Annotated in this window: 12 protein-coding genes; 8 read left to right on the top strand and 4 right to left on the bottom strand. The window is 65.2% G+C overall.

Annotated features, from left to right (window positions below; genetic code table 11):
• Positions 1-18 precede the first annotated feature (18 nt).
• Both AC56K1_RS19985 and AC56K1_RS19980 read right to left on the bottom strand, forming a co-directional pair.
• A complete protein-coding gene (locus AC56K1_RS19985; protein WP_497159541.1) occupies positions 19-1,176 on the bottom strand; it encodes a pyridoxal phosphate-dependent aminotransferase in 1,158 nt (385 codons plus the stop codon).
• A 26-nt stretch (positions 1,177-1,202) separates the two neighbouring features.
• Positions 1,203-1,670, bottom strand: coding sequence for a putative toxin-antitoxin system toxin component, PIN family (locus AC56K1_RS19980; protein WP_497159540.1), 468 nt, complete (start codon positions 1,668-1,670; stop codon positions 1,203-1,205).
• A 47-nt stretch (positions 1,671-1,717) separates the two neighbouring features.
• Between AC56K1_RS19980 and yaaA the strand changes: the two genes are divergently transcribed.
• Positions 1,718-2,485 carry a peroxide stress protein YaaA gene (yaaA, locus tag AC56K1_RS19975; RefSeq protein WP_497159539.1) on the top strand — a complete coding sequence of 256 codons (768 nt, stop codon included), beginning with the start codon at positions 1,718-1,720 and terminating at the stop codon, positions 2,483-2,485.
• Between the two features lie 48 nt (positions 2,486-2,533).
• Here yaaA and AC56K1_RS19970 read toward each other — a convergent pair whose 3' ends face one another.
• Positions 2,534-3,370 (bottom strand): outer membrane protein assembly factor BamD, encoded by an 837-nt coding sequence (locus tag AC56K1_RS19970; protein ID WP_497159538.1) that lies wholly within the window; start codon positions 3,368-3,370, stop codon positions 2,534-2,536.
• Positions 3,371-3,467: 97 nt separating this feature from the next.
• Here AC56K1_RS19970 and AC56K1_RS19965 point away from each other — a divergent pair, with 97 nt between their 5' ends.
• Both AC56K1_RS19965 and pgeF read left to right on the top strand, forming a co-directional pair.
• Positions 3,468-4,496 (top strand): RluA family pseudouridine synthase, encoded by a 1,029-nt coding sequence (locus AC56K1_RS19965; protein ID WP_497159537.1) that lies wholly within the window; start codon positions 3,468-3,470, stop codon positions 4,494-4,496.
• The gene (gene pgeF, locus AC56K1_RS19960; protein ID WP_497159536.1) at positions 4,496-5,281 is read left to right on the top strand and encodes a peptidoglycan editing factor PgeF; all 786 of its coding nucleotides are present in this window, start codon (positions 4,496-4,498) and stop codon (positions 5,279-5,281) included. Before AC56K1_RS19965 ends, pgeF begins: the two co-directional genes overlap by 1 nt.
• A gap of 16 nt (positions 5,282-5,297) precedes the next feature.
• On the opposite strand, the gene AC56K1_RS19955 is transcribed toward pgeF, so the two are convergent.
• On the bottom strand, positions 5,298-5,612 hold the full coding sequence (locus tag AC56K1_RS19955; RefSeq protein WP_497159535.1) for a hypothetical protein: 315 nt from the start codon (positions 5,610-5,612) through the stop codon (positions 5,298-5,300).
• Positions 5,613-5,664: 52 nt separating this feature from the next.
• Here AC56K1_RS19955 and phaC point away from each other — a divergent pair, with 52 nt between their 5' ends.
• The 5 genes from phaC to AC56K1_RS19930 all read left to right on the top strand — a co-directional run bounded on the left by phaC (position 5,665) and on the right by AC56K1_RS19930 (position 18,838).
• The gene (gene phaC / locus AC56K1_RS19950; RefSeq protein ID WP_497159534.1) at positions 5,665-7,431 is read left to right on the top strand and encodes a class I poly(R)-hydroxyalkanoic acid synthase; all 1,767 of its coding nucleotides are present in this window, start codon (positions 5,665-5,667) and stop codon (positions 7,429-7,431) included.
• Between the two features lie 334 nt (positions 7,432-7,765).
• Positions 7,766-8,332 (top strand): polyhydroxyalkanoate synthesis repressor PhaR, encoded by a 567-nt coding sequence (phaR, locus tag AC56K1_RS19945; RefSeq protein ID WP_497159533.1) that lies wholly within the window; start codon positions 7,766-7,768, stop codon positions 8,330-8,332.
• Positions 8,333-8,457: 125 nt separating this feature from the next.
• Positions 8,458-9,924, top strand: a complete 1,467-nt coding sequence (gene rimO, locus AC56K1_RS19940) for a 30S ribosomal protein S12 methylthiotransferase RimO (RefSeq protein WP_497159532.1) — start codon at positions 8,458-8,460, stop codon at positions 9,922-9,924.
• 39 nt (positions 9,925-9,963) lie between these two features.
• Positions 9,964-11,130 (top strand): cystathionine beta-lyase, encoded by a 1,167-nt coding sequence (locus AC56K1_RS19935; protein ID WP_497159531.1) that lies wholly within the window; start codon positions 9,964-9,966, stop codon positions 11,128-11,130.
• Positions 11,131-11,329: 199 nt separating this feature from the next.
• The gene (locus AC56K1_RS19930; protein ID WP_497159530.1) at positions 11,330-18,838 is read left to right on the top strand and encodes a beta strand repeat-containing protein; all 7,509 of its coding nucleotides are present in this window, start codon (positions 11,330-11,332) and stop codon (positions 18,836-18,838) included.
• The last annotated feature ends 45 nt before the right edge of the window (positions 18,839-18,883 follow it).

Here is an 18,883-nt window from a genome sequence, read left to right as displayed (position 1 = left end):
GATAGCGTGATGCCGGCCTTACAGGCGCGAGAGGCTTTCCAGCGCCTGCTCCAGCGTCTCATCCTTCTTCGCAAAACAAAAGCGCACGATCCTTGAATCCGTCGGCCGGCTGTAAAACGCCGACACCGGAATCGCCGCCACTTTCGCTTCCACCGTCAGCCACGTTGCAAACTCAGCTTCCGGCAGGTCCGAGATGGCGCCATAACGCACGCACTGGAAGTAGGTCCCATCCGACGGCAGCAATTCGAAGCGCGAAGCGGCCAGCCCGGCGCGGAACGCATCGCGCTTCTTCTGATAGAACGCCGGCAAATCGAGGTAGGGTTGCGGGTCTGCCATGTAGGCCGCGATCCCGTGCTGCATCGGCGTATTCACCGTGAACACGTTGTACTGGTGGACCTTGCGAAATTCCGTCATGAGCGCTGCCGGCGCCGCGACGTAGCCGACCTTCCAGCCGGTGACGTGGTAGGTCTTGCCGAAGCTCGAGATGACAAACGCCCGCTCGGCCAGCACGGGATGCCGCGCCACCGATTCGTGGCGTTCGCCGTCGAACACCATGTGCTCGTAGACCTCGTCCGAAAGCACCAGGATGTCGGTGCCTGCCACGATGCCGGCCAGTGCTTCCAGGTCGGCGGCGCGCAGGATCGAGCCGGTCGGATTGTGCGGCGAGTTGATTACCACCATGCGCGTGCGCGGCGTGACGGCGGCGGCTACCGCATCCCAGGGCACGCTGTAGCCGGCGTCGCCGAGGCGCATCGCGACCGGCACGGCCACGCCGCCCGCCAGGGCAATCGCCGGCAGGTAGCAATCATAGGCCGGCTCGATCACGATCACTTCGTCGCCCGGGTGCACGCTGCACAGGATCGCGGACTGGATTGCCTGCGAGGCGCCGGTGGTGACGGTGATCTCGCTGGCCACGTCGTAGCGGCGGCCATACAGGGCTTGAATCTTGGCGGCGATCGCTTCGCGCAGCGCCGGCACGCCCGCCATGAAGGGATACTGGTTGTGGCCTGCGCGCATGGCGTCGTTCACGAGGTCGACCAGTTTCGGGTCGCAATCGAAATCGGGAAAGCCCTGGCCCAGGTTGACGGCGCGGTGTTCGAGGGCCAGCTGGGACATCCGGGTGAAGACGGTGGTGCCGACCTGGGGCAGGCGGGTGCGCAGTACGGGAGGGGTCATGGCATGAAGGACTGAAGACGATGCGGCTATTCTAGCGCGCCGGCTTGTTGTTCACTCACCCTGGCCTTGAGCCAGGCTTCGGGCAGCATGATGCGGAACATGCCTTCGCGGGTCGTGCGCCGGTTCAGCTTGAGCAAGGCCTTGTCCTTGGTGATCAAGACCGTGGCGCCGGCGTCGCGCGCCAGTTCCAGGAATTTCTGGTCGTCGCGGTCGGTGCAGACCGGCAGGCGCACGTGCTTGGCGTCGGGCGCCACCACCCGCAAGAGGGCGTCGAAACGCGCGGCCGCCTCGGCGCGCGAGGCCTCGTCCAGCGGCAGGTGCGGGTAGCGCAGCACTGCCAGGTATTCGTCGCGGCAGTCGGCGCGCGTCACGGCCTGCGCCTCGCCTGATTCCAGCGCGCCGAGCAAATCAGCCCAGCGCGGGTCGCGGAACACGAACAGGTCGAGGCAGACATTGGTGTCGATGACGATGGGTTTGCTTGGAACGGGTATCATGGCGGAAATATTTTCTTCGAAATTACTGCGTAAAGCTGTTTGAAACAATGCTGATAGTCCTGTCGCCTGCAAAATCCCTCGACCTCGATTCCCCAAGCACCACCAGGAAGCACTCCACGCCCGAATTCATCCCGCAGGCCGGCGAGCTGATCGATGTGCTGCGCGCCTGTTCGCCGGCCAGAATAGCCGAACTGATGGACTTGTCCGATAACCTGGCCATGCTCAACGTCTCGCGCTACGCCCACTGGGACGAAGACCACGCCAAGGCGCGCCAGGCGATCATGTCCTTCGATGGCGACGTATATGGCGGCCTCGATGCCCGCACATTCGGCGCGAAAGAACTCGACTACGCCCAGCGCCACCTGCGCATCCTTTCGGGCCTGTACGGCCTGCTGCGGCCGCTGGACCGCATGCATCCCTATCGGCTGGAGATGGGCACGCGCCTGCCGAATGCGCGCGGCAGCAACCTGTATGCGTTCTGGGGCGACAGCGTAACGGACGCCCTGAACCGGCAGATTGCAGATGCGAAGGCGAAGGCGCTGGTCAACATGGCTTCGGAAGAATACTTCAAGTCGGTCAAGCCCAGGCTGCTCGATGTACCCGTCATCACGCCGGTGTTCGAGGACTGGAAGAATGGCAAGTACAAGATCATCTCGTTCTTCGCCAAGCGCGCACGCGGCCTGATGGCGCGCCATGCGGCCCAGCATGCCATCAAGGATCCGGAGAAACTCAAGGGTTTCGACGTCGACGGCTATGCCTTCGAGCCTGCGGCATCAAACGAGCGCAACTGGGTGTTCCGCCGCCGGGCAGAATGAAGAGATGGCGCGGTCCGGTCGCTGCCGGCCGCGCCCTTCGCAGACTTCTTACAGCGCGTCTTTCGGCGACGGCTTCGGACCCGACTTGGCCCAGAACTTCCACCACGGCGCGTCACCGGTCGCGTTCGGATTCAGGAAGCGGCTGTTCGGGTAGTTGACCACGAAGACACGCTGGGTGTCGTCGCGCAGCACCGGCATGCCGAGCTTGTCGTAGGCGCGGATCATGAGGAACAGGGCTTCTTCGCGCGCCGGGGCGTCGGTGTAGTCCTGCACCGCAGCCTGGGCGCGGTTGAGCGAAGCCAGGAAGGCGCCGCGGCGGTAGTAGTAATTCGCCACGTGCACTTCGTACTGGGCCATCGCATTGACCAGATAGTTCATGCGCGAGATCGAGTCCGGCGCATACTTACTGTTCGGGAACTTATCGACCAGGACCTTGAAGGCGGCGAAGGCTTCGCGCGTGGCTTTCGGGTCGCGCTCGGTCGGATCCTGCGAATAGATGAAGCTCAGGAAGCCCAACTGGTCGTTGAAGTTGATCAGGCCGCGCAGGTAGTACATATAGTCCACCTGCGGGTGGTTCGGGTGGAGCTTGATGAAGCGCTCGACCGCGGCCAGGGCCTCGGCCTGGTCCTGGGCCTTGTAATGGGCGTAGGCGATTTCCATCTGCGCCTGCGCGGCATAGGTGCCGAACGGATAGTTCGATTCAAGCCGCTCGAACAGCTTGATTGCCGCTTCATAGTGGCCGCCATTCATCTCATCGCGCGCCTCAGCGTATAATTTCTCCGCTGACCAGTTTTTGGTGTCATCGGACCGTTCCGGCAGCATACTGCACGCGGACAGGCCGACAAAGGCACAAGCGGCAACCAACACAGACAATTTTTTTTGCATAGCTCTTTGCAAGAAAGTTTTACCTAGATTCAACGAACGGCTGATTATAGCCGATGGGACTCACGTGATATTAACTCCTGCGCCGAATTCGGCGGAAATGCCTTTTGACCCTGACCTGGACACGCTCCTGGACGATGACCTGGAGGGCGGCTTCGAGCTCGCTCCGCAAGGCATCGACGCGTCGCCGATCACCCTGCACCTGACGCCGGAGGTCTGCGGCCAGCGTCTCGACAAGGTGATCGCGGGCCTGGTGCCGCAATTCTCGCGCGCCCGCTTGCAGCTGTGGTTCGAGGCCGGCTTCGTCAAGGTCGACGGCAAGACCGCGCGCGGCAAGGACACCGCCTACGGCGACGAGACTGTGGTCATCGAACCGCAGGCCGCGCCGGAAGACACGGCCTTCACGCCGGAAGCCATGGAGCTCGATATCGTCTATGAAGACGACGACATTCTGGTGGTCAACAAGCCGGCCGGACTGGTCGTGCACCCGGGCGCCGGCAACTGGTCGGGCACCCTGCTCAACGGCCTGCTGCACCACGCTCCGCAGCTGGTGGGCGTGCCGCGCGCCGGCATCGTGCACCGCCTCGACAAGGACACCAGTGGCCTGATGGTGGTCGGCAAGACCCTGGCTGCGCAGACCGACCTGGTGCGCCAGCTGCAGGCGCGCACCGTCAAGCGCGAATACTTTGCCCTGGTGTGGGGCACGCCGCGCCTGCGCGGCACGATCGATGCCGGCATGGGCCGTCACCCGAAAGACCGCATCAAGATGGCGGTCTCGTCGAGCCCGTTCTCCAAGCCGGCGATCACCCACTACAAGCTGGTGTCCACCGGCACGCTGGACCGCCGCCCGGTCTCGCTGGTGCGTTGTAACCTGGAAACCGGCCGCACCCACCAGATCCGTGTGCACATGCAGCACCTGGGCTTTGCGCTGATCGGCGATTCGACCTATGGCAAACAGCACCTGACCCCGGTCTTCCACCGCCAGGCGCTGCAGGCGCGCCGCCTCGGCCTGGTACACCCGGCCACCGGCGAGCAATGCGAGTGGACGGTGCCGCTGGCGGCCGATTTCGCGGAACTGATCGCACGTGCCGGGATACCCGAGCCGGGCGACGAGAACGCCGAAGACTGATGGCGTCCTTGAGCCCTGCCGCACTGGTCTGGCCGGACTGGCCCGACCTGCCTGCCTCCATTGGCGCGCTGGCGACCGGCCGCGCGGGCGGGGTCAGCACGGGGCCTTACGATGACGGCAGGGGTGGCGGCGGCCTGAACCTGGGCCTGCACTGCGGCGACGATCCGGAGGCCGTGCACGTCAACCGCGAGCGCCTGCAAGTCTTCCTGCCGGGCCGCCCGGCGTGGATCGCGCAAGTGCATGGTGCCGACGTGGTCGACGCAAGCAGCGTCGGCCCGGACCAGCCGCTGCGCACCGGCGACGCCAGCGTTGCCTCGAGCGCCGGCCTGGTGTGCGCGGTGATGACGGCCGATTGCCTGCCGGTGCTGTTCGCCGATCTCGAGGGCAAGGTGGTGGGCGCAGCCCATGCCGGCTGGCGCGGTTTGGCGGGCGGGGTGCTGGGCGAAACGGTGCGCGCGATGCGTGCCGCGGGCGCCGGCGAGATCACTGCCTGGCTGGGGCCGGCCATTGGGCCGGCTGCCTTCGAGGTGGGTAAGGACGTGGTGGAGGCTTTCACGGCGGCGCTGCCCGGCGAAGCAACGCTGGCAGCCTTTGCGCCAAAATTTGACCAACCGGCAAAATTTTGGGCCGACATGGGCGCCCTGGCGCGCCTGATGCTGGCGCGCGACGGCATCACACGCATCCACGGCGGCGGCCTGTGCACGGCCACGGCGCCGGAACGCTTTTATTCCTACCGGCGCGACCATGTCACTGGCCGCCAGGCCAGTTTGATCTGGATTAGATAAGGCGACAGGGCGGCGCTTAGTCGCCGCCACCTCCGCCATCGCCCCCGCCATCGGCGTCACCATCGACTCTGCCCCCATCCCCAGCCCCTGCCTTGCCGGCCTTAAACGGCGGCACCGTTGTCTCCGGCGTGCCAATCGGCACCGACCCATCGCCTTGTCGCGCGAGCGCTTCGCGGCGCGCGCGTCGTCGTTTTGAACCTGTGAGATAAAAAACAATGGATAATGGCAGTACGCAATAGCAGAGGAAGGTCATAAGCCCGTGCACGATGCTCGGCTCGGTTGCTGCCATCAGGGCGACCACATATATCCATGCAACTGCGACGATCCACATAATTTGTTCTTCTCATTGACGTATTACGCTGATTCTACCAACGGACGCTCACATGAACATGCCCGACCCCCAAGCTTTCGCCGCCACCTGGATGTCCCAGTTCGCCGACCCGACGGTCTGGCAGGGCTGGACGAAGTTTCCCCAGATGATGCCGCAGTCGATGCCGGCTATGGCCCCGACGATGAACGGCGGCAATCCGCTGGCCGCCCTCCTGAAGGATGCCGGGGCCGGGATCCCGCCGGCAAAGCTGGAAAGCATCCGTGACGACTACCTGAAAAAAGCCGGCCAGCTGTGGCAGGACTTCGTGGTCGGCAAGAAGCCCGAGCTGCACGACAAGCGCTTCTCGGCCTCCGAATGGCAGGAGAACCCGCTGTCGGCCTTCTCGGCGGCGTCGTATTTGCTCAATTCGCAGTTCATGCTCGCCTTGGCCGATGCCGTCGAAGCCGCCCCGCGCGAGCGCCAGAAGATCCGCTTCGCGGTGCAGCAGATGGTCGACGCCATGTCGCCGGCCAATTTCTTCGCGACGAATCCGGAAGCGCAGAAGAAGCTGCTCGAGACCAAGGGCGAGAGCCTGGCCAAGGGCTTGACCAACATGCTGTCGGACATGCAAAAGGGGCGCATCTCGCAGACCGACGAATCGGCCTTCGAAGTGGGCCGCAATGTCGGCAATTCGGCGGGTCAGGTGGTGTTCGAGAACGAGCTGTTCCAGCTGATCCAGTACACTCCGGCCACGCCGACCGTGAAGGCGGTGCCGCTCCTGATGATCCCGCCATGCATCAACAAGTTCTACATCCTCGACCTGCAGCCGGAAAACTCGCTGGTGCGCTACGTGGTGGAGCAGGGCAATACCGTGTTCATGGTTTCGTGGCGCAACCCGGACCAGTCGCTCGGGCATACCACCTGGGACGATTTCGTCGAGACGGGCGCGATCAAGGCGATCGAGGTAGTGCGCGAGATCACAGGCCAGGAAAAAACCCATGTATTCGGCTTCTGCGTGGGTGGCACCATCGCTGCCACCGCGCTGGCCGTGCTGGCGGCGCGCGGCCAGCAGCCGGCGGCCAGCGTCTCGCTGCTGACGACGCTGCTCGACTTCTCCGACACCGGCGTACTCGAAGTATTCGTGGACGAAACCCAGGTGGCCCAGCGCGAGCAGAAGCTGGCCAAGGGCGGCCTGATGCCGGGCCGCGACCTGGCCACCACCTTCTCCGCCCTGCGCCCGAACGACCTGGTGTGGAATTACGTGCAGCAGAACTACCTCAAGGGCAAGGAACCGCCGGCCTTCGACCTGTTGTACTGGAATGCCGACAGCACCAATCTGCCGGGTCCGATGTTCTGCTGGTACCTGCGCAATACCTACCTCGAAAACAAGCTCCGGGTGCCGGGTGCCTTGACCGTTTGCGGCGTGCCGGTCGACCTGGGCGCGATCGATGCGCCGGTCTTCCTGTACGGCTCGAAGGAAGACCATATCGTTCCCTGGGAAGGGGCGTTTGCGTCGATGGATTTGCTCAACCCAAAGAATCCGAAAGCCAATCGCTACGTGCTGGGCGCATCGGGGCATATCGCGGGGGTGATCAATCCGGCGTCGAAGGGCAAGCGCAGCTATTGGGTCAACGAGAAAACCGGCAAGCAGCGGCCGAAGACGGCCGAGGCGTGGATGGCTGGGGCGCTCGAGCACAAGGGTAGCTGGTGGCTGGAGTGGGCGAAGTTCCTGGCGCAGAATGGCGGGGCGGATGTGCCGGCGCCTGCAGTTGCAGGCAATGAGCGGTATGTTCCAACTGAACCCGCCCCAGGGCGCTACGTCAAAGCCCGAGCAGACTGAACCCGTAGCGATGGACTCCATTCTCTTGCTAACGGCATCATGGTGCCAAGCGTGCCAGACTTTTCTGGCAAGCAAAGCAGGAGGGGAGTCCATAGATACGATTTGCGGCGATTTTCAAGCTAGCTCCACTCCGACTCCATTGCCAAAACACCCACGAACGTGAGCAGTCTAATAATTGCTGCACCTGCGCGCGGGTCGTGGTATGGTTAGATCCTGTTCGTCCCGCAAGGCAATATCCGGCCCGGCGGTGCAGGACGGGAGCCGGTTTTCTGGACACCAATCAAAAAAAAGCGCGCGGTTCACCCTGCCGCAGCGCACAACGACGAGACATGAGATGAGCAGTACGAAAAAGAGTGCAGAACGCCTGATCAAGAAGTATCCGAACCGCCGTCTGTACGATACGCAGACCAGTTCCTATATCACCCTGACCGACGTGAAGCAGCTGGTGCTCGACGCCGACGAGTTCACCGTGGTCGATGCCAAGAGCAACGAAGACCTGACCCGCGCGATCCTGCTCCAGATCATCCTGGAAGAGGAAGCCAACGGCGCGCCGATGTTCTCGAGCGCAGTGCTGTCGCAGATCATCCGCTACTACGGCCATGCCATGCAGGGCATGATGGGGTCTTATCTCGAGAAGAACGTGCAGGCCTTCACCGACATCCAGAACAAGTTCACCAGTAGCGCGGCCGGCGCCGTCGAGGGCAAGCCCTTCAGCCCGGAAATGTGGACCCAGTTCATGAATGTCCAGGGCCCGATGATGCAAGGCATGATGAACAGCTATATCGACCAGTCGAAAAACCTGTTCATCCAGATGCAGGAACAGATGCAAAGCCAGAGCGCGGCCATGTTCGGCGCCTTCCCTTTCCCGGGCATCGTCCCGCCGCCGACCGACAAGAAGTAATATTCAAGTGCTACCCGGCGGCCCGCACACCCTGTTGCGGACGCCGGCGAAACCTCCCCGCCGGTCCCCTCCGGCCACCTGCTTCAGGTACAATCGCGGATTGCCCAGAATCTTTGCATCCGCCCATGACTGAACTCCGCCGTAATCCGATCCTCGACTCCGCCACCGCCAACGCGGCCGCCGTGGTTGCTCCCGCTGTCGCTGCCGCGCTCGTTATTCCGAGCCCGGCCGCGGGCGTGGCGGCGCCGAAGGTCGGCTTCGTCTCGCTCGGCTGCCCGAAGGCGCTGGTCGATTCCGAGCAGATCCTGACCCAGTTGCGCGCCGAAGGCTACCAGACCGCCAACTCGTATGACGGCGCCGACCTCGTGATCGTCAACACCTGCGGCTTCATCGACGCCGCGGTGCAGGAGTCGCTCGATGCGATCGGCGAGGCGCTGGCCGAAAACGGCAAGGTGATCGTCACCGGCTGCCTGGGCGCGAAGAAGGATGCGGCGGGCGACGACATCATCACCAAGGTGCACCCGAAGGTGCTGGCCGTGACCGGCCCGCATGCGGTGACCGAAGTGATGGAATCGGTCCACCTGCACCTGCCTAGACCCCAGCACAATCCCTTCCTGGATCTGGTGCCGGATACCGGCGTCAAGCTCACCCCGAAGCACTACGCCTACCTGAAGATTTCCGAAGGCTGCAACCACCGCTGCAGCTTCTGCATCATCCCGTCGATGCGCGGCGACCTGGTGTCGCGCCCGATCCACGAGGTGCTGCAGGAAGCCGAAAACCTGTTCAAGGCCGGCGTCAAGGAACTGCTGGTGATCTCGCAGGACACCAGCGCCTACGGCGTGGACGTCAAGTTCCGCCTCGGGTTCTGGAAGGGCCGCCCGATCAAGACCCACATGACCCAGCTGGCCGAAGCCCTGCGCGCGATGGCGCGCGAGCACGGCGCCTGGGTACGCATGCACTATGTTTATCCTTACCCGCACGTCGACCAGGTCATTCCCTTGATGAGCGACGGGCACCTGCTGCCTTACCTCGACATCCCGATGCAGCACGCGCACCCGGATGTGCTCAAGCGCATGAAGCGCCCGGCCAGCGGAGAGAAGAACCTCGACCGCATCCTGGCATGGCGCAAGATGAACCCGGACCTGACCATCCGCTCGACGTTCATCGCCGGCTTCCCGGGCGAGACCGAAGAGGAATTCGAATACCTGCTGGACTTCCTGCGTGAAGCCCAGATCGACCGCCTCGGCTGCTTCGCCTATTCGCCGGTGGAAGGCGCGACCGCCAACGAGCTGGCCAATCCGGTGCCGGAAGCGGTGCGCGAAGAGCGCCGTGCGCGCGTGATGCTGCTGCAGGAAGAGATTTCCCTGAAGCGCATGCAGGCCAAGGTCGGCCGCACCATGCGCGTGCTGGTGGACGAAGTCGGTGCGCGCGAAGCGATTGCACGTTCCGCCGCCGATGCACCGGAAATCGACGGCGTGGTCCACATCAAGCGCTCGCTCACTCCGGGCAAGGCCAAGCCTACGGTCGGCCAGTTCATCGACGTCGTCATTACCAAGGCGGATGCCCACGACCTGTGGGCCAGCGTCGCCTGATTATTCAATAGCCAACCGTAGCCGCGAGGGCGCAATTGCATGAAGAAGAAGTCGGTCCAGACCTCCCTGATCCATAGCGATTACATGCCTCCCGCCGGCTTCGATGCCTTCCCGCCCGGGATCCACCACGCCTCGACCGTCCTGTTCGAGAACGTGGCTGCGATGAGATCAACCCAGTGGAAGGACAAGACCGGCTATACCTACGGCCTGCACGGCACGCCCACCACCTTTACGCTCGAAGCGCGCCTGGCCGAGATCGAAGGCGGCCAGCACTGCCTGCTGGCGCCTTCGGGCCTGGCGGCGATCGCGATGATCGACTTCGCGCTGCTCAAAAGCGGCGACGACGTGCTCCTGCCGGACAATGTCTACAACCCGAACCGCGAGCTGGGACGCTGGCTGTCGCAGGACTTCGGCGTCACGGCGCGTTTCTATGACCCGATGATCGGTAGCGGCATCGCGGCGCTCATCCAGCCGAACACGAAGTTGATCTGGGCCGAGGCGCCCGGCTCGGTGTCGATGGAGGTGCCGGACCTGCCCGCGATCTGCCAGGCCGCGACAGAGCAGGGCGTGCTGGTCGCGCTGGACAATACCTGGGCCGCCGGCCTGGCGCTGCGCGGCTTCGACGTCGGCGCCGACATCGTCATGCACGCGCTGACCAAGTACCAGTCGGGCGGGGCCGACCTGTTGATGGGCGCCGTCATCACGCGCGACCGTCAACTCAACGACCGGCTGGCGCAGGCCCACATGCGCCTCGGTTACGGGGTCGGCGCGCACGATGCTTATTTAGTCATGCGCGGGCTGCCGACCATGAAGCTGCGCTTCGATGCGCACGACGCGGGCGCGCGCCAGGTGGCCGCCTGGCTCAAGGACCGTCCTGAGATCACGAAGGTGCTGCACCCGGCCTTCGATGACTGCCCGGGCCACGCCAACTGGCGCCGCGACTTTTCCGGCGCCGGCGGGCTGTTCTCGGTGCTGTTCGACCCGCGCTACAGCGAAGAGCAGGTCGACCGCTTCGTCGACGCCTTGACCCTGTTCGGCATCGGCTACAGCTGGGGCGGCCCGAACAGCCTGGTGATGCCTTACCGGATCCGCGCCATGCGCGCCAGGTGGCAGGATGCGGGCGTGCTGGTGCGCCTGAACATCGGCCTGGAAGACACCGCCGACCTGATCGCCGACCTCGGACAGGCACTCGGCAGCCTCGACTAAATTTGACCAGTTGGCAAAAAATAACCACTTCCGGGTGGTTTTTTTTCGTCTTTACGCCCCGGGGGTTGTTGCCAACGAACAATAATTGTGGCGCTTGTGGATAGTCATTTCCATGCGGAAACTTTCATGCTAAACTTGCCCAATAGTAAGTTAACTTGCGTTTAGGGAAAGCCCGCCTGAAGGCTCACAAGGAAAAACGATGACTACCACTACCTCGTCCGTCACCACCACGCTGAACTCGACCACCGACGACCTGACCCTGACGGGTACGGCCGACATCAACGGTACTGGCAACTCGCGCAACAACGTGATCACCGGTAACTCGGGCGCCAACGTCCTGAATGGACTGGCCGGTGCGGATACCCTGATCGGGGGCGCGGGCGACGACACCTATGTGGTGGACAACGGCGCCGACGTGGTGGTCGAAAAAGCGGACGAGGGCAAGGACACAGTGCAGGCGGGCGTCAGCTACACGCTGTCCGACAACGTCGAAAGCCTGGTCCTGACGGGCAGCGGCGGCACCGCCGGCACCGGCAACGCGCAAGACAATACCATCACCGGCAACAACGGCAGCAATGCCCTGAGCGGCGGCGGCGGCAACGACACCCTGGTCGGCAATGCCGGCAACGATGCACTCGACGGCGGCAGCGGCGCCGACAACCTGCAGGGCGGCGCCGGCGACGACAGCTATGTGGTCGACGATGCGGGCGACGTCGTGAGCGAAGCCGCGGGCGCCGGCAACGACATCGTGCGCTCGAGCATCAGCTACGCCCTGACCGACAACGTCGAGCAATTGACCCTGACGGGCGACGCCGCCATCGACGGCATCGGCAACAGCCTGGATAACGTCCTCATCGGCAACATCGGCAACAACAGCCTGAGCGGCGGGGCCGGCAACGACAGCCTGATCGGCGGCCTTGGTGCGGACCAGATGATGGGCGGCACCGGCAACGACAGCTATGTGGTCGACAATGCCGGCGACCTGGTGGTCGAAGCGGCCGGTTCCGGTACCGACACCACCCAGTCGAGCATCAGCTACACCTTGACCGACAACGTCGAAAACCTGGCACTGACCGGCCTGGTCAGCGTCGATGGCACCGGTAACGAACTCGACAACAATATCACCGGCAATAGCGCCGCGAATACCCTGTTCGGCCTGGCCGGCAACGACACCCTCGACGGCGGCCTAGGGGCGGACAGCCTGCATGGCGGCACCGGCGACGACACCTATGTGGTCGACAATGCCGGCGACGTGACGACCGAGAACGATGGCGAAGGCAGCGACCGGGTGCTGGCGAGCGTCAGCCACACTTTGGGCGCCGCGGTGGAGAATCTGACCCTGACCGGCATTGCGTCGATCAACGCCACCGGTAACGAACTGGACAACAACATCACCGGTAACGGCGGCAGCAATGTGCTGCTGGGCGGCGCCGGCCGGGACACCCTGGTCGACAACGGCGGCAACGACACGCTGGACGGCGGCCTCGGCGCCGACATCATGCAGGGCGGCGCCGGCAACGACATCTACGTGGTCGACGATGCGGGCGACCTGGTCATCGAAGGCGTCAATGCCGGCCTGGACACGGCGCAGTCGAGCATCGACTACCTCCTGACCGACGGCGTCGACAACCTGGTCCTGAGCGGCACGCAAGACCTGAAGGGCGGCGGCAACGCGCTCAACAACCTCATTACCGGCAACAGCGGCGCCAACACCATCGACGCCGGTGCGGGCCTGGATACGGTCAATGCGGGCGACGGCGACGACACCGTCAACGGCGGCGACGGCAACGACCTGCTCAATGGCGACGGCGGCAACGATACCCTGTACGGCGACGCCGGCAACGACCGCCTGGACGGCGGCGCGGGCGCGGACCGCATGGCGGGCGGCATCGGCGACGATACCTATGTCGTCAACGATGGCGGCGACCTGGTGGGCGAAGACGAAGGCGCGGGCACCGACCTGGTCGAGTCCGGCATCACCTACACCCTGACCTCGAATACCGACAACCTGACCCTGACCGGCACGCTCGACCTGAACGGCGCCGGCAACGTCCTGAACAACGTGATCAACGGCAATGGCGGCAACAACAGCCTGGACGGCCTGGCCGGCAACGACACGCTCAACGGCAACGGCGGCAACGACAGCCTGGTCGGCGGCGAAGGCAACGACGTCCTCAACGGCGGCACGGGCGCCGACAACATGGCCGGCAATACCGGCGACGACACCTATGTGGTCGACAATGCCGGCGACGCGGTGAACGAAGTGGCCGGCGAAGGCAGCGACACGGTGCAGTCGAGCATCGACTACAGCCTGACGGCCAACGTCGAGCACCTGACCCTGACCGGCAATGGCTTGACTAGCGGCACCGGTAACGAGCTCGACAACACGATCACCGGCAACAACAACAGCAATGCGCTGTACGGCGGCCTCGGCAACGACACCCTGGTCGATAACGCCGGCAACGACCGCCTCGACGGCGGCCTGGGGGCCGACACCATGTCGGGCGGCGCCGGCAATGACACCTATGTGGTCGACGATGCGGGCGACCTGGTCAACGAAGGAGTCAACCTGGGCGTGGACACGGTCGAGTCGAGCATCGACTACACCCTGGCCGCCAACGCCGACAACCTGGTCCTGACCGGCTCGAGCGACCTGGTCGGCCACGGCAACGCGCTGAATAACTTGATTACCGGCAACAGCGGCAACAACATCACCAGCGCCGGCGCCGGCCTCGATACGGTCAATGCCGGCGACGGCAACGACACCGTCAGCGGCGGCGACGGCAACGACACCCTCCATGGCGAGGCAGGCAACGACCAGCTCGACGGCGACGCCGGCAACGACCGCCTCGACGGCGGCCTGGGCAGCGACCGCATGGCGGGCGGCCTCGGCGACGACACCTATGTGGTCGACAACGGCGGCGACATCGTGCTCGAGGCCGGCAACGCGGGCACCGACGTGGTGCAGTCGAGCATCACCTATACCCTGACCGACAATGTCGAGAACCTGATCCTGACGGGTGCGGCCGACATCAACGGCAGCGGTAACGAGCTCAACAACAGTATCACCGGCAACACCGGCGCCAATGTCCTCGACGGCAAGGGCGGCGACGACAGCATCAGTGGCAACCTTGGGGCCGACACCCTGATCGGTGGCGAGGGCAATGACAACCTGAACGGCGAGGCGGGCGACGACACCCTGCGCGGCGATTCCGGCAACGACACCCTGAACGGCGGCCTGGGCGCCGACGCCATGCACGGCGGCAGCGGCAACGATACCTATATCGTCGACAGCACCGCGGACGTGACCGTGGAACTGGAAGGCGAAGGGCTCGATACCGTGCAGGCCGGCGTCAACTACATCCTGCTTGATAACATCGAGAACCTGGTCCTGACCGGCACCGGCAACATCAACGGCGCCGGCAATGCGCTGGACAACACGATCACCGGCAACGCCGGCAACAACCTGCTCAGCGGCGGCGCCGGCAACGACACGCTGATCGCGGGCGTCGGCAACGACACCGTGGACGGCGGCACGGGCGCCGACAACCTGCAAGGCGGCGGGGGCAACGATGCGTATATCGTCGACGACGCCGGCGACCTGGTGGTCGAAGCGCTTAACGCGGGCACTGATACGGTCACCTCGAGCATCGACTACGTACTGGCCGCGAACGTCGAGAACCTGGTCCTGGCCGGTCTCGAAGACCTGGACGGCACGGGCAACGCCCTGGCCAATGCCATCACCGGCAATGCCGGCGCCAACCTGATCGACGGCGGCGCAGGCGCCGACGTCATGACCGGCGGCGCGGGCGACGACACCTTCATCGTCGACGTGAGCACCGACGTGGCCAGCGAGCTGGCGGGCGGCGGCACCGACACCGTGCGTGCCGGCGCGACCTACACCCTGGGCGCCAACGTCGAGCATCTGGTCCTGACCGGCACTGCCGCCATCAACGGCACCGGCAATGCGCTGGACAACACCATCACCGGCAACGAGGCTGCCAACGTCCTGGTCGGCGGCGCCGGCAGCGACACCATTAAAGCAGGCGCAGGCAACGATACGGTCGACGGCGGCCTCGGCACCGACGCGCTGAGCGGCGGCGCCGGCAACGACAGCTATGTCGTCGACGACGCGGGCGACTCCGTCATCGAACTGGCAGGCGAGGGCGTTGACGCGGTGCTGGCAACCCTTACCCACGCCCTGGCTGCCAATGTCGAGAACCTGACCCTGGGCGGTACGGCCGCCATCGACGGCGCCGGCAACGAACTGGATAACCTCATCACCGGCAATGCCGGCGCGAACGCGCTGCTTGGTGAAGCGGGCAACGACACCCTGGCAGGCGCCGCCGGCAACGACGTCCTGTCGGGTGGCACGGGCGACGACACCTACCGCTTCAACCGCGGCGACGGCATCGACCGCGTCGTCGACACCCAGGGCGCCGACGTGCTGCGCTTTGGCGCCAATATCGTCCAGGGCGACCTGGTGGCGACCCAGTCCGGCAACGACCTGGTGCTGGCCATCAAGGGCACGGCTGACAGCGTCGTGCTGACCGGTTGGCTCGGCCAGACCGAAGGCGTGAACCGCATCGTGTTCGACAACGGGGATTCGCTCGACCGCGCCGGCATGGTCGGCCTGCTGGGCGGCGTGCCGGTGGCCCTCGCCGACAGCGTCAACGCCCGCGAGGACGGCGGCGTGGTGCAGATCGCCGTGGCCGACCTGCTGGCCAACGACACCAATCCGGCTGCACGCATCGTCTCGGTGGGCGGCTCCGCCGTCGGCGCGACCGTGGTCCTGAACGGCGACACCGTCCAGTACGATATCGGCGCGCGCTTCCAGGAACTGGCACAGGGCGAGACCCTCAAGGACAGCTTCAGCTACACCGTCCGCGACGACCTGGGCCGCACCTCGACCGCCGTGGTCAACGTCCAGATCGCAGGCAGCAACGACGGCCCGGTGGCCACGCTCGACAGCGCGCAGCTAGAAGAAGGCCAGGCCGCCAACGTGACCGGCAACGTGCTGGCCAACGACACCGACATCGACAAGGGCACCGTGCTGCAGGTGGCCAATGCCGGCAGCATCAAGGGCGCCTACGGTACCCTGGTCCTGGCCCAGGACGGCAGCTACACCTACACCCTGGACGCCGCCATTGCGACGGCCCCGGCCGGCAGCGTGCTGACCGAGCGTTTCGACTACACCGCCACCGACGGCATCGCCAGCGCGGCCTCGACCCTCGAAGTCAAGGTGAGCCGCGCCAACCAGGCCCCAAGCGCCGGGGGCGACGCAGCCCAGGTGGCCGAAGACGGCGCAGCCGCCAGCGGAAACCTGCTGGCCAACGACAGCGACCGCGACGCCGGCACCGTCTTGACGGTGGCAGCACCGGGCAGCCATGCGGGCGCCTACGGCACCCTGCAGGTTGCAGCCGACGGCAGCTACACCTACACCCTGGACAACGGCAACGCAGCGGTCCAGTCGCTGGCCCACGGCCAGCAGCTGGTGGAGTCCTTCAGCTACGCCGTCACCGATGGCATCGCCAATACCGGCGCGCGCCTGGTGGTCACCATCGCCGGCAGCAACGATGCCCCGGTCGTGAGCGCCGACGTGGCGCAAGCGGGCGAAGGCGTCGTTACCGGCGGCAACGTGCTGGCCAACGACAGCGATATCGATGCCGGCACGGTCTTGACTGTCGCCGCCCCGGGCAGCTTCGCCGGCACCTACGGCACGCTGGTGATCGCGGCCGACGGCGGCTATACCTACACCCTCAACGGCGGCGACGTCCGCGTCCAGGCGCTGGCCCAGGGCCAGCAGCTCGAAGAGAGCTTCGGCTTTGCCGTCACCGACGGCAGCGCAACGACCGCTTCCTCGCTGAAGATCAGCATCGCCGGCAGCAATGACGCCCCGGTCGTGAGCGCCGATGCGGCCTCGGTGGCCGAAGACGGCGCCCTGGATGCCAGCGGCAACGTGCTGGCCAACGACCGCGATGCGGACGCCGGCACCCAGCTGGCAGTCGCCGCCCCGGGCAGCTTCGAGGGCGCCTACGGAACCCTGGTGCTGGCTGTGGATGGCAGCTACACCTACCGCCTGCACAACGACGACCCGAAAGTGCAGTCGCTGGCGCAGGGTCAGGTCGTGGTCGACAGCTTCACCTACGCCGCCACGGATGGCAGCACCGCGATCGATGCGGTCTTGCAGGTCACGATCGCAGGCAGCAACGATGCGCCGAGCGTGACGGTCGATACCGCCGCTGTGGCCGAAGACGGCGCCGTGGCGGTCAGCGGCAACGTGCTGGCCAACGACAAGGACGCGGACGCCGACACCCAGCTTCAGGTCGCAAGCGCCGGCGCTTACGCCGGCAAGTACGGCAGCCTGGTGCTGGCCGCAGACGGCAGCTATACCTACCAGCTCGATAACTCTGCCGCCCGCGTCCAGGCGCTGGCGCAGGGCGAGAAGGTGGTCGAATCCTTCAGCTACACCGCAACCGATGGCACCGTGCAGGTGGTCTCCAGCCTGGACATCACCGTCACCGGCACCAACGATGCCCCGGTGGTGGTGGCCGATGCGGCCCAGGTGGGCGCGGGCGGCAAGACGGCGGCAACCGGCAACGTGCTGGCCAACGACCGCGACGTCGATACCGGCACCGTGCTGAAGGTCTCGACGGCAGGCTCGTTCGCCGGCAACTACGGCACCCTCGTGCTGGCGCAGGATGGCGGCTACAGCTATGTGGTCAACAGCGAGAACGCGGCAGTCAAGGCGCTGGCACAGGGCCAGACGCTGGTCGAAACCTTCGTCTACAAGGCCGGCGACGGCATCACCAGCAAGGCGGCGAACCTGGACATCACCATCCAGGGCGAAGCGCAAAAGCCGGTGCTGCAGGCCGATACCGTGACGATCACCGAAGACCAGTTCATCGCCATGGGCAACGTGCTGTCGAACGACAGCGGCCGCTCGCTCAGCGTGGTGACGGACGTCGACTTCGGCAACTACGGCGTGTTCACTGTCCTGCCGACCGGCAGCTTCGTCTACGCCCTGGCCAGCGCCACCGACAAGGTGCAGTCGCTGGGCCGCGGCGTCTCGGTGGTCGATCATTTCGAGTACACCGTAATGGACGGCCGCAGCGCGATCACCTCGACGATGGACGTGACGGTACAGGGCCGCAACGACGCGCCGGAACTGGCGAAAGCGCTGGCCGACAAGTACATCAACTTCAACAAGGCGTTCTCGTTCCAGCTGGCGGCCAACAGCTTCACCGACATCGACAAGGGCGACACGCTGACCTATTCGGCCAAGCTGGCCAACGGCGCAGCCCTGCCGTCGTGGCTGAAGTTCGATGCCGCCACCGGCACCTTCTCGGGCATGGCGCCCAAGTCGACCAGCACGATCGAGGTGCGCGTCACCGCAACCGACAAGGTCGCGGCATCCGGCAGCACGGCCGGCAGCCTGTCGGTATCGGATGTGTTCAAGCTGTCGGTCAGCCACGGCAACAACGGCTGGGGCAACGGCGAGGACGCACCGCCACCAGGCCAGGATACCGACAAGGACGTCTTTGACAGCGGCATGGCCGGCTTGTGGGTCAACCTGCTGGGCGGTTCGAGCAAGCTCGAGGTGACGCTGCCGGGCGCGGAAGCGTTTGATGGCGGCACCGGCGCGGCCACTGCGGCCACGCTGGTGGGTGTGCAGGCCCTGGACGGCTTCGGCTTCCCGGTCTACTAAGTGCTGGGCCGGCCCGTATCGCGGGCCGGCTGTTTCAAATAGAAC

The sequence above is a fragment of the Telluria sp. ZB4P37 genome, assembly GCF_059685855.1.
This window is presented reverse-complemented; position numbering and strand designations above follow the sequence as displayed.

Bases quoted from the DNA above. Each gene is read 5' to 3' on its own strand.
- AC56K1_RS19930 (WP_497159530.1), top strand. From the start codon at position 11,330: ATGACTACCACTACCTCGTCCGTCACCACCACGCTGAACTCGACCACC.
- AC56K1_RS19965 (WP_497159537.1), top strand. From the start codon at position 3,468: ATGCCTTTTGACCCTGACCTGGACACGCTCCTGGACGATGACCTGGAG.
- yaaA (WP_497159539.1), top strand. From the start codon at position 1,718: ATGCTGATAGTCCTGTCGCCTGCAAAATCCCTCGACCTCGATTCCCCA.
- AC56K1_RS19985 (WP_497159541.1), bottom strand. From the start codon at position 1,176: ATGACCCCTCCCGTACTGCGCACCCGCCTGCCCCAGGTCGGCACCACC.
- AC56K1_RS19970 (WP_497159538.1), bottom strand. From the start codon at position 3,370: ATGCAAAAAAAATTGTCTGTGTTGGTTGCCGCTTGTGCCTTTGTCGGC.
- phaC (WP_497159534.1), top strand. From the start codon at position 5,665: ATGAACATGCCCGACCCCCAAGCTTTCGCCGCCACCTGGATGTCCCAG.
- pgeF (WP_497159536.1), top strand. From the start codon at position 4,496: ATGGCGTCCTTGAGCCCTGCCGCACTGGTCTGGCCGGACTGGCCCGAC.
- AC56K1_RS19935 (WP_497159531.1), top strand. From the start codon at position 9,964: ATGAAGAAGAAGTCGGTCCAGACCTCCCTGATCCATAGCGATTACATG.
- phaR (WP_497159533.1), top strand. From the start codon at position 7,766: ATGAGCAGTACGAAAAAGAGTGCAGAACGCCTGATCAAGAAGTATCCG.
- AC56K1_RS19980 (WP_497159540.1), bottom strand. From the start codon at position 1,670: ATGATACCCGTTCCAAGCAAACCCATCGTCATCGACACCAATGTCTGC.
- rimO (WP_497159532.1), top strand. From the start codon at position 8,458: ATGACTGAACTCCGCCGTAATCCGATCCTCGACTCCGCCACCGCCAAC.
- AC56K1_RS19955 (WP_497159535.1), bottom strand. From the start codon at position 5,612: ATGTGGATCGTCGCAGTTGCATGGATATATGTGGTCGCCCTGATGGCA.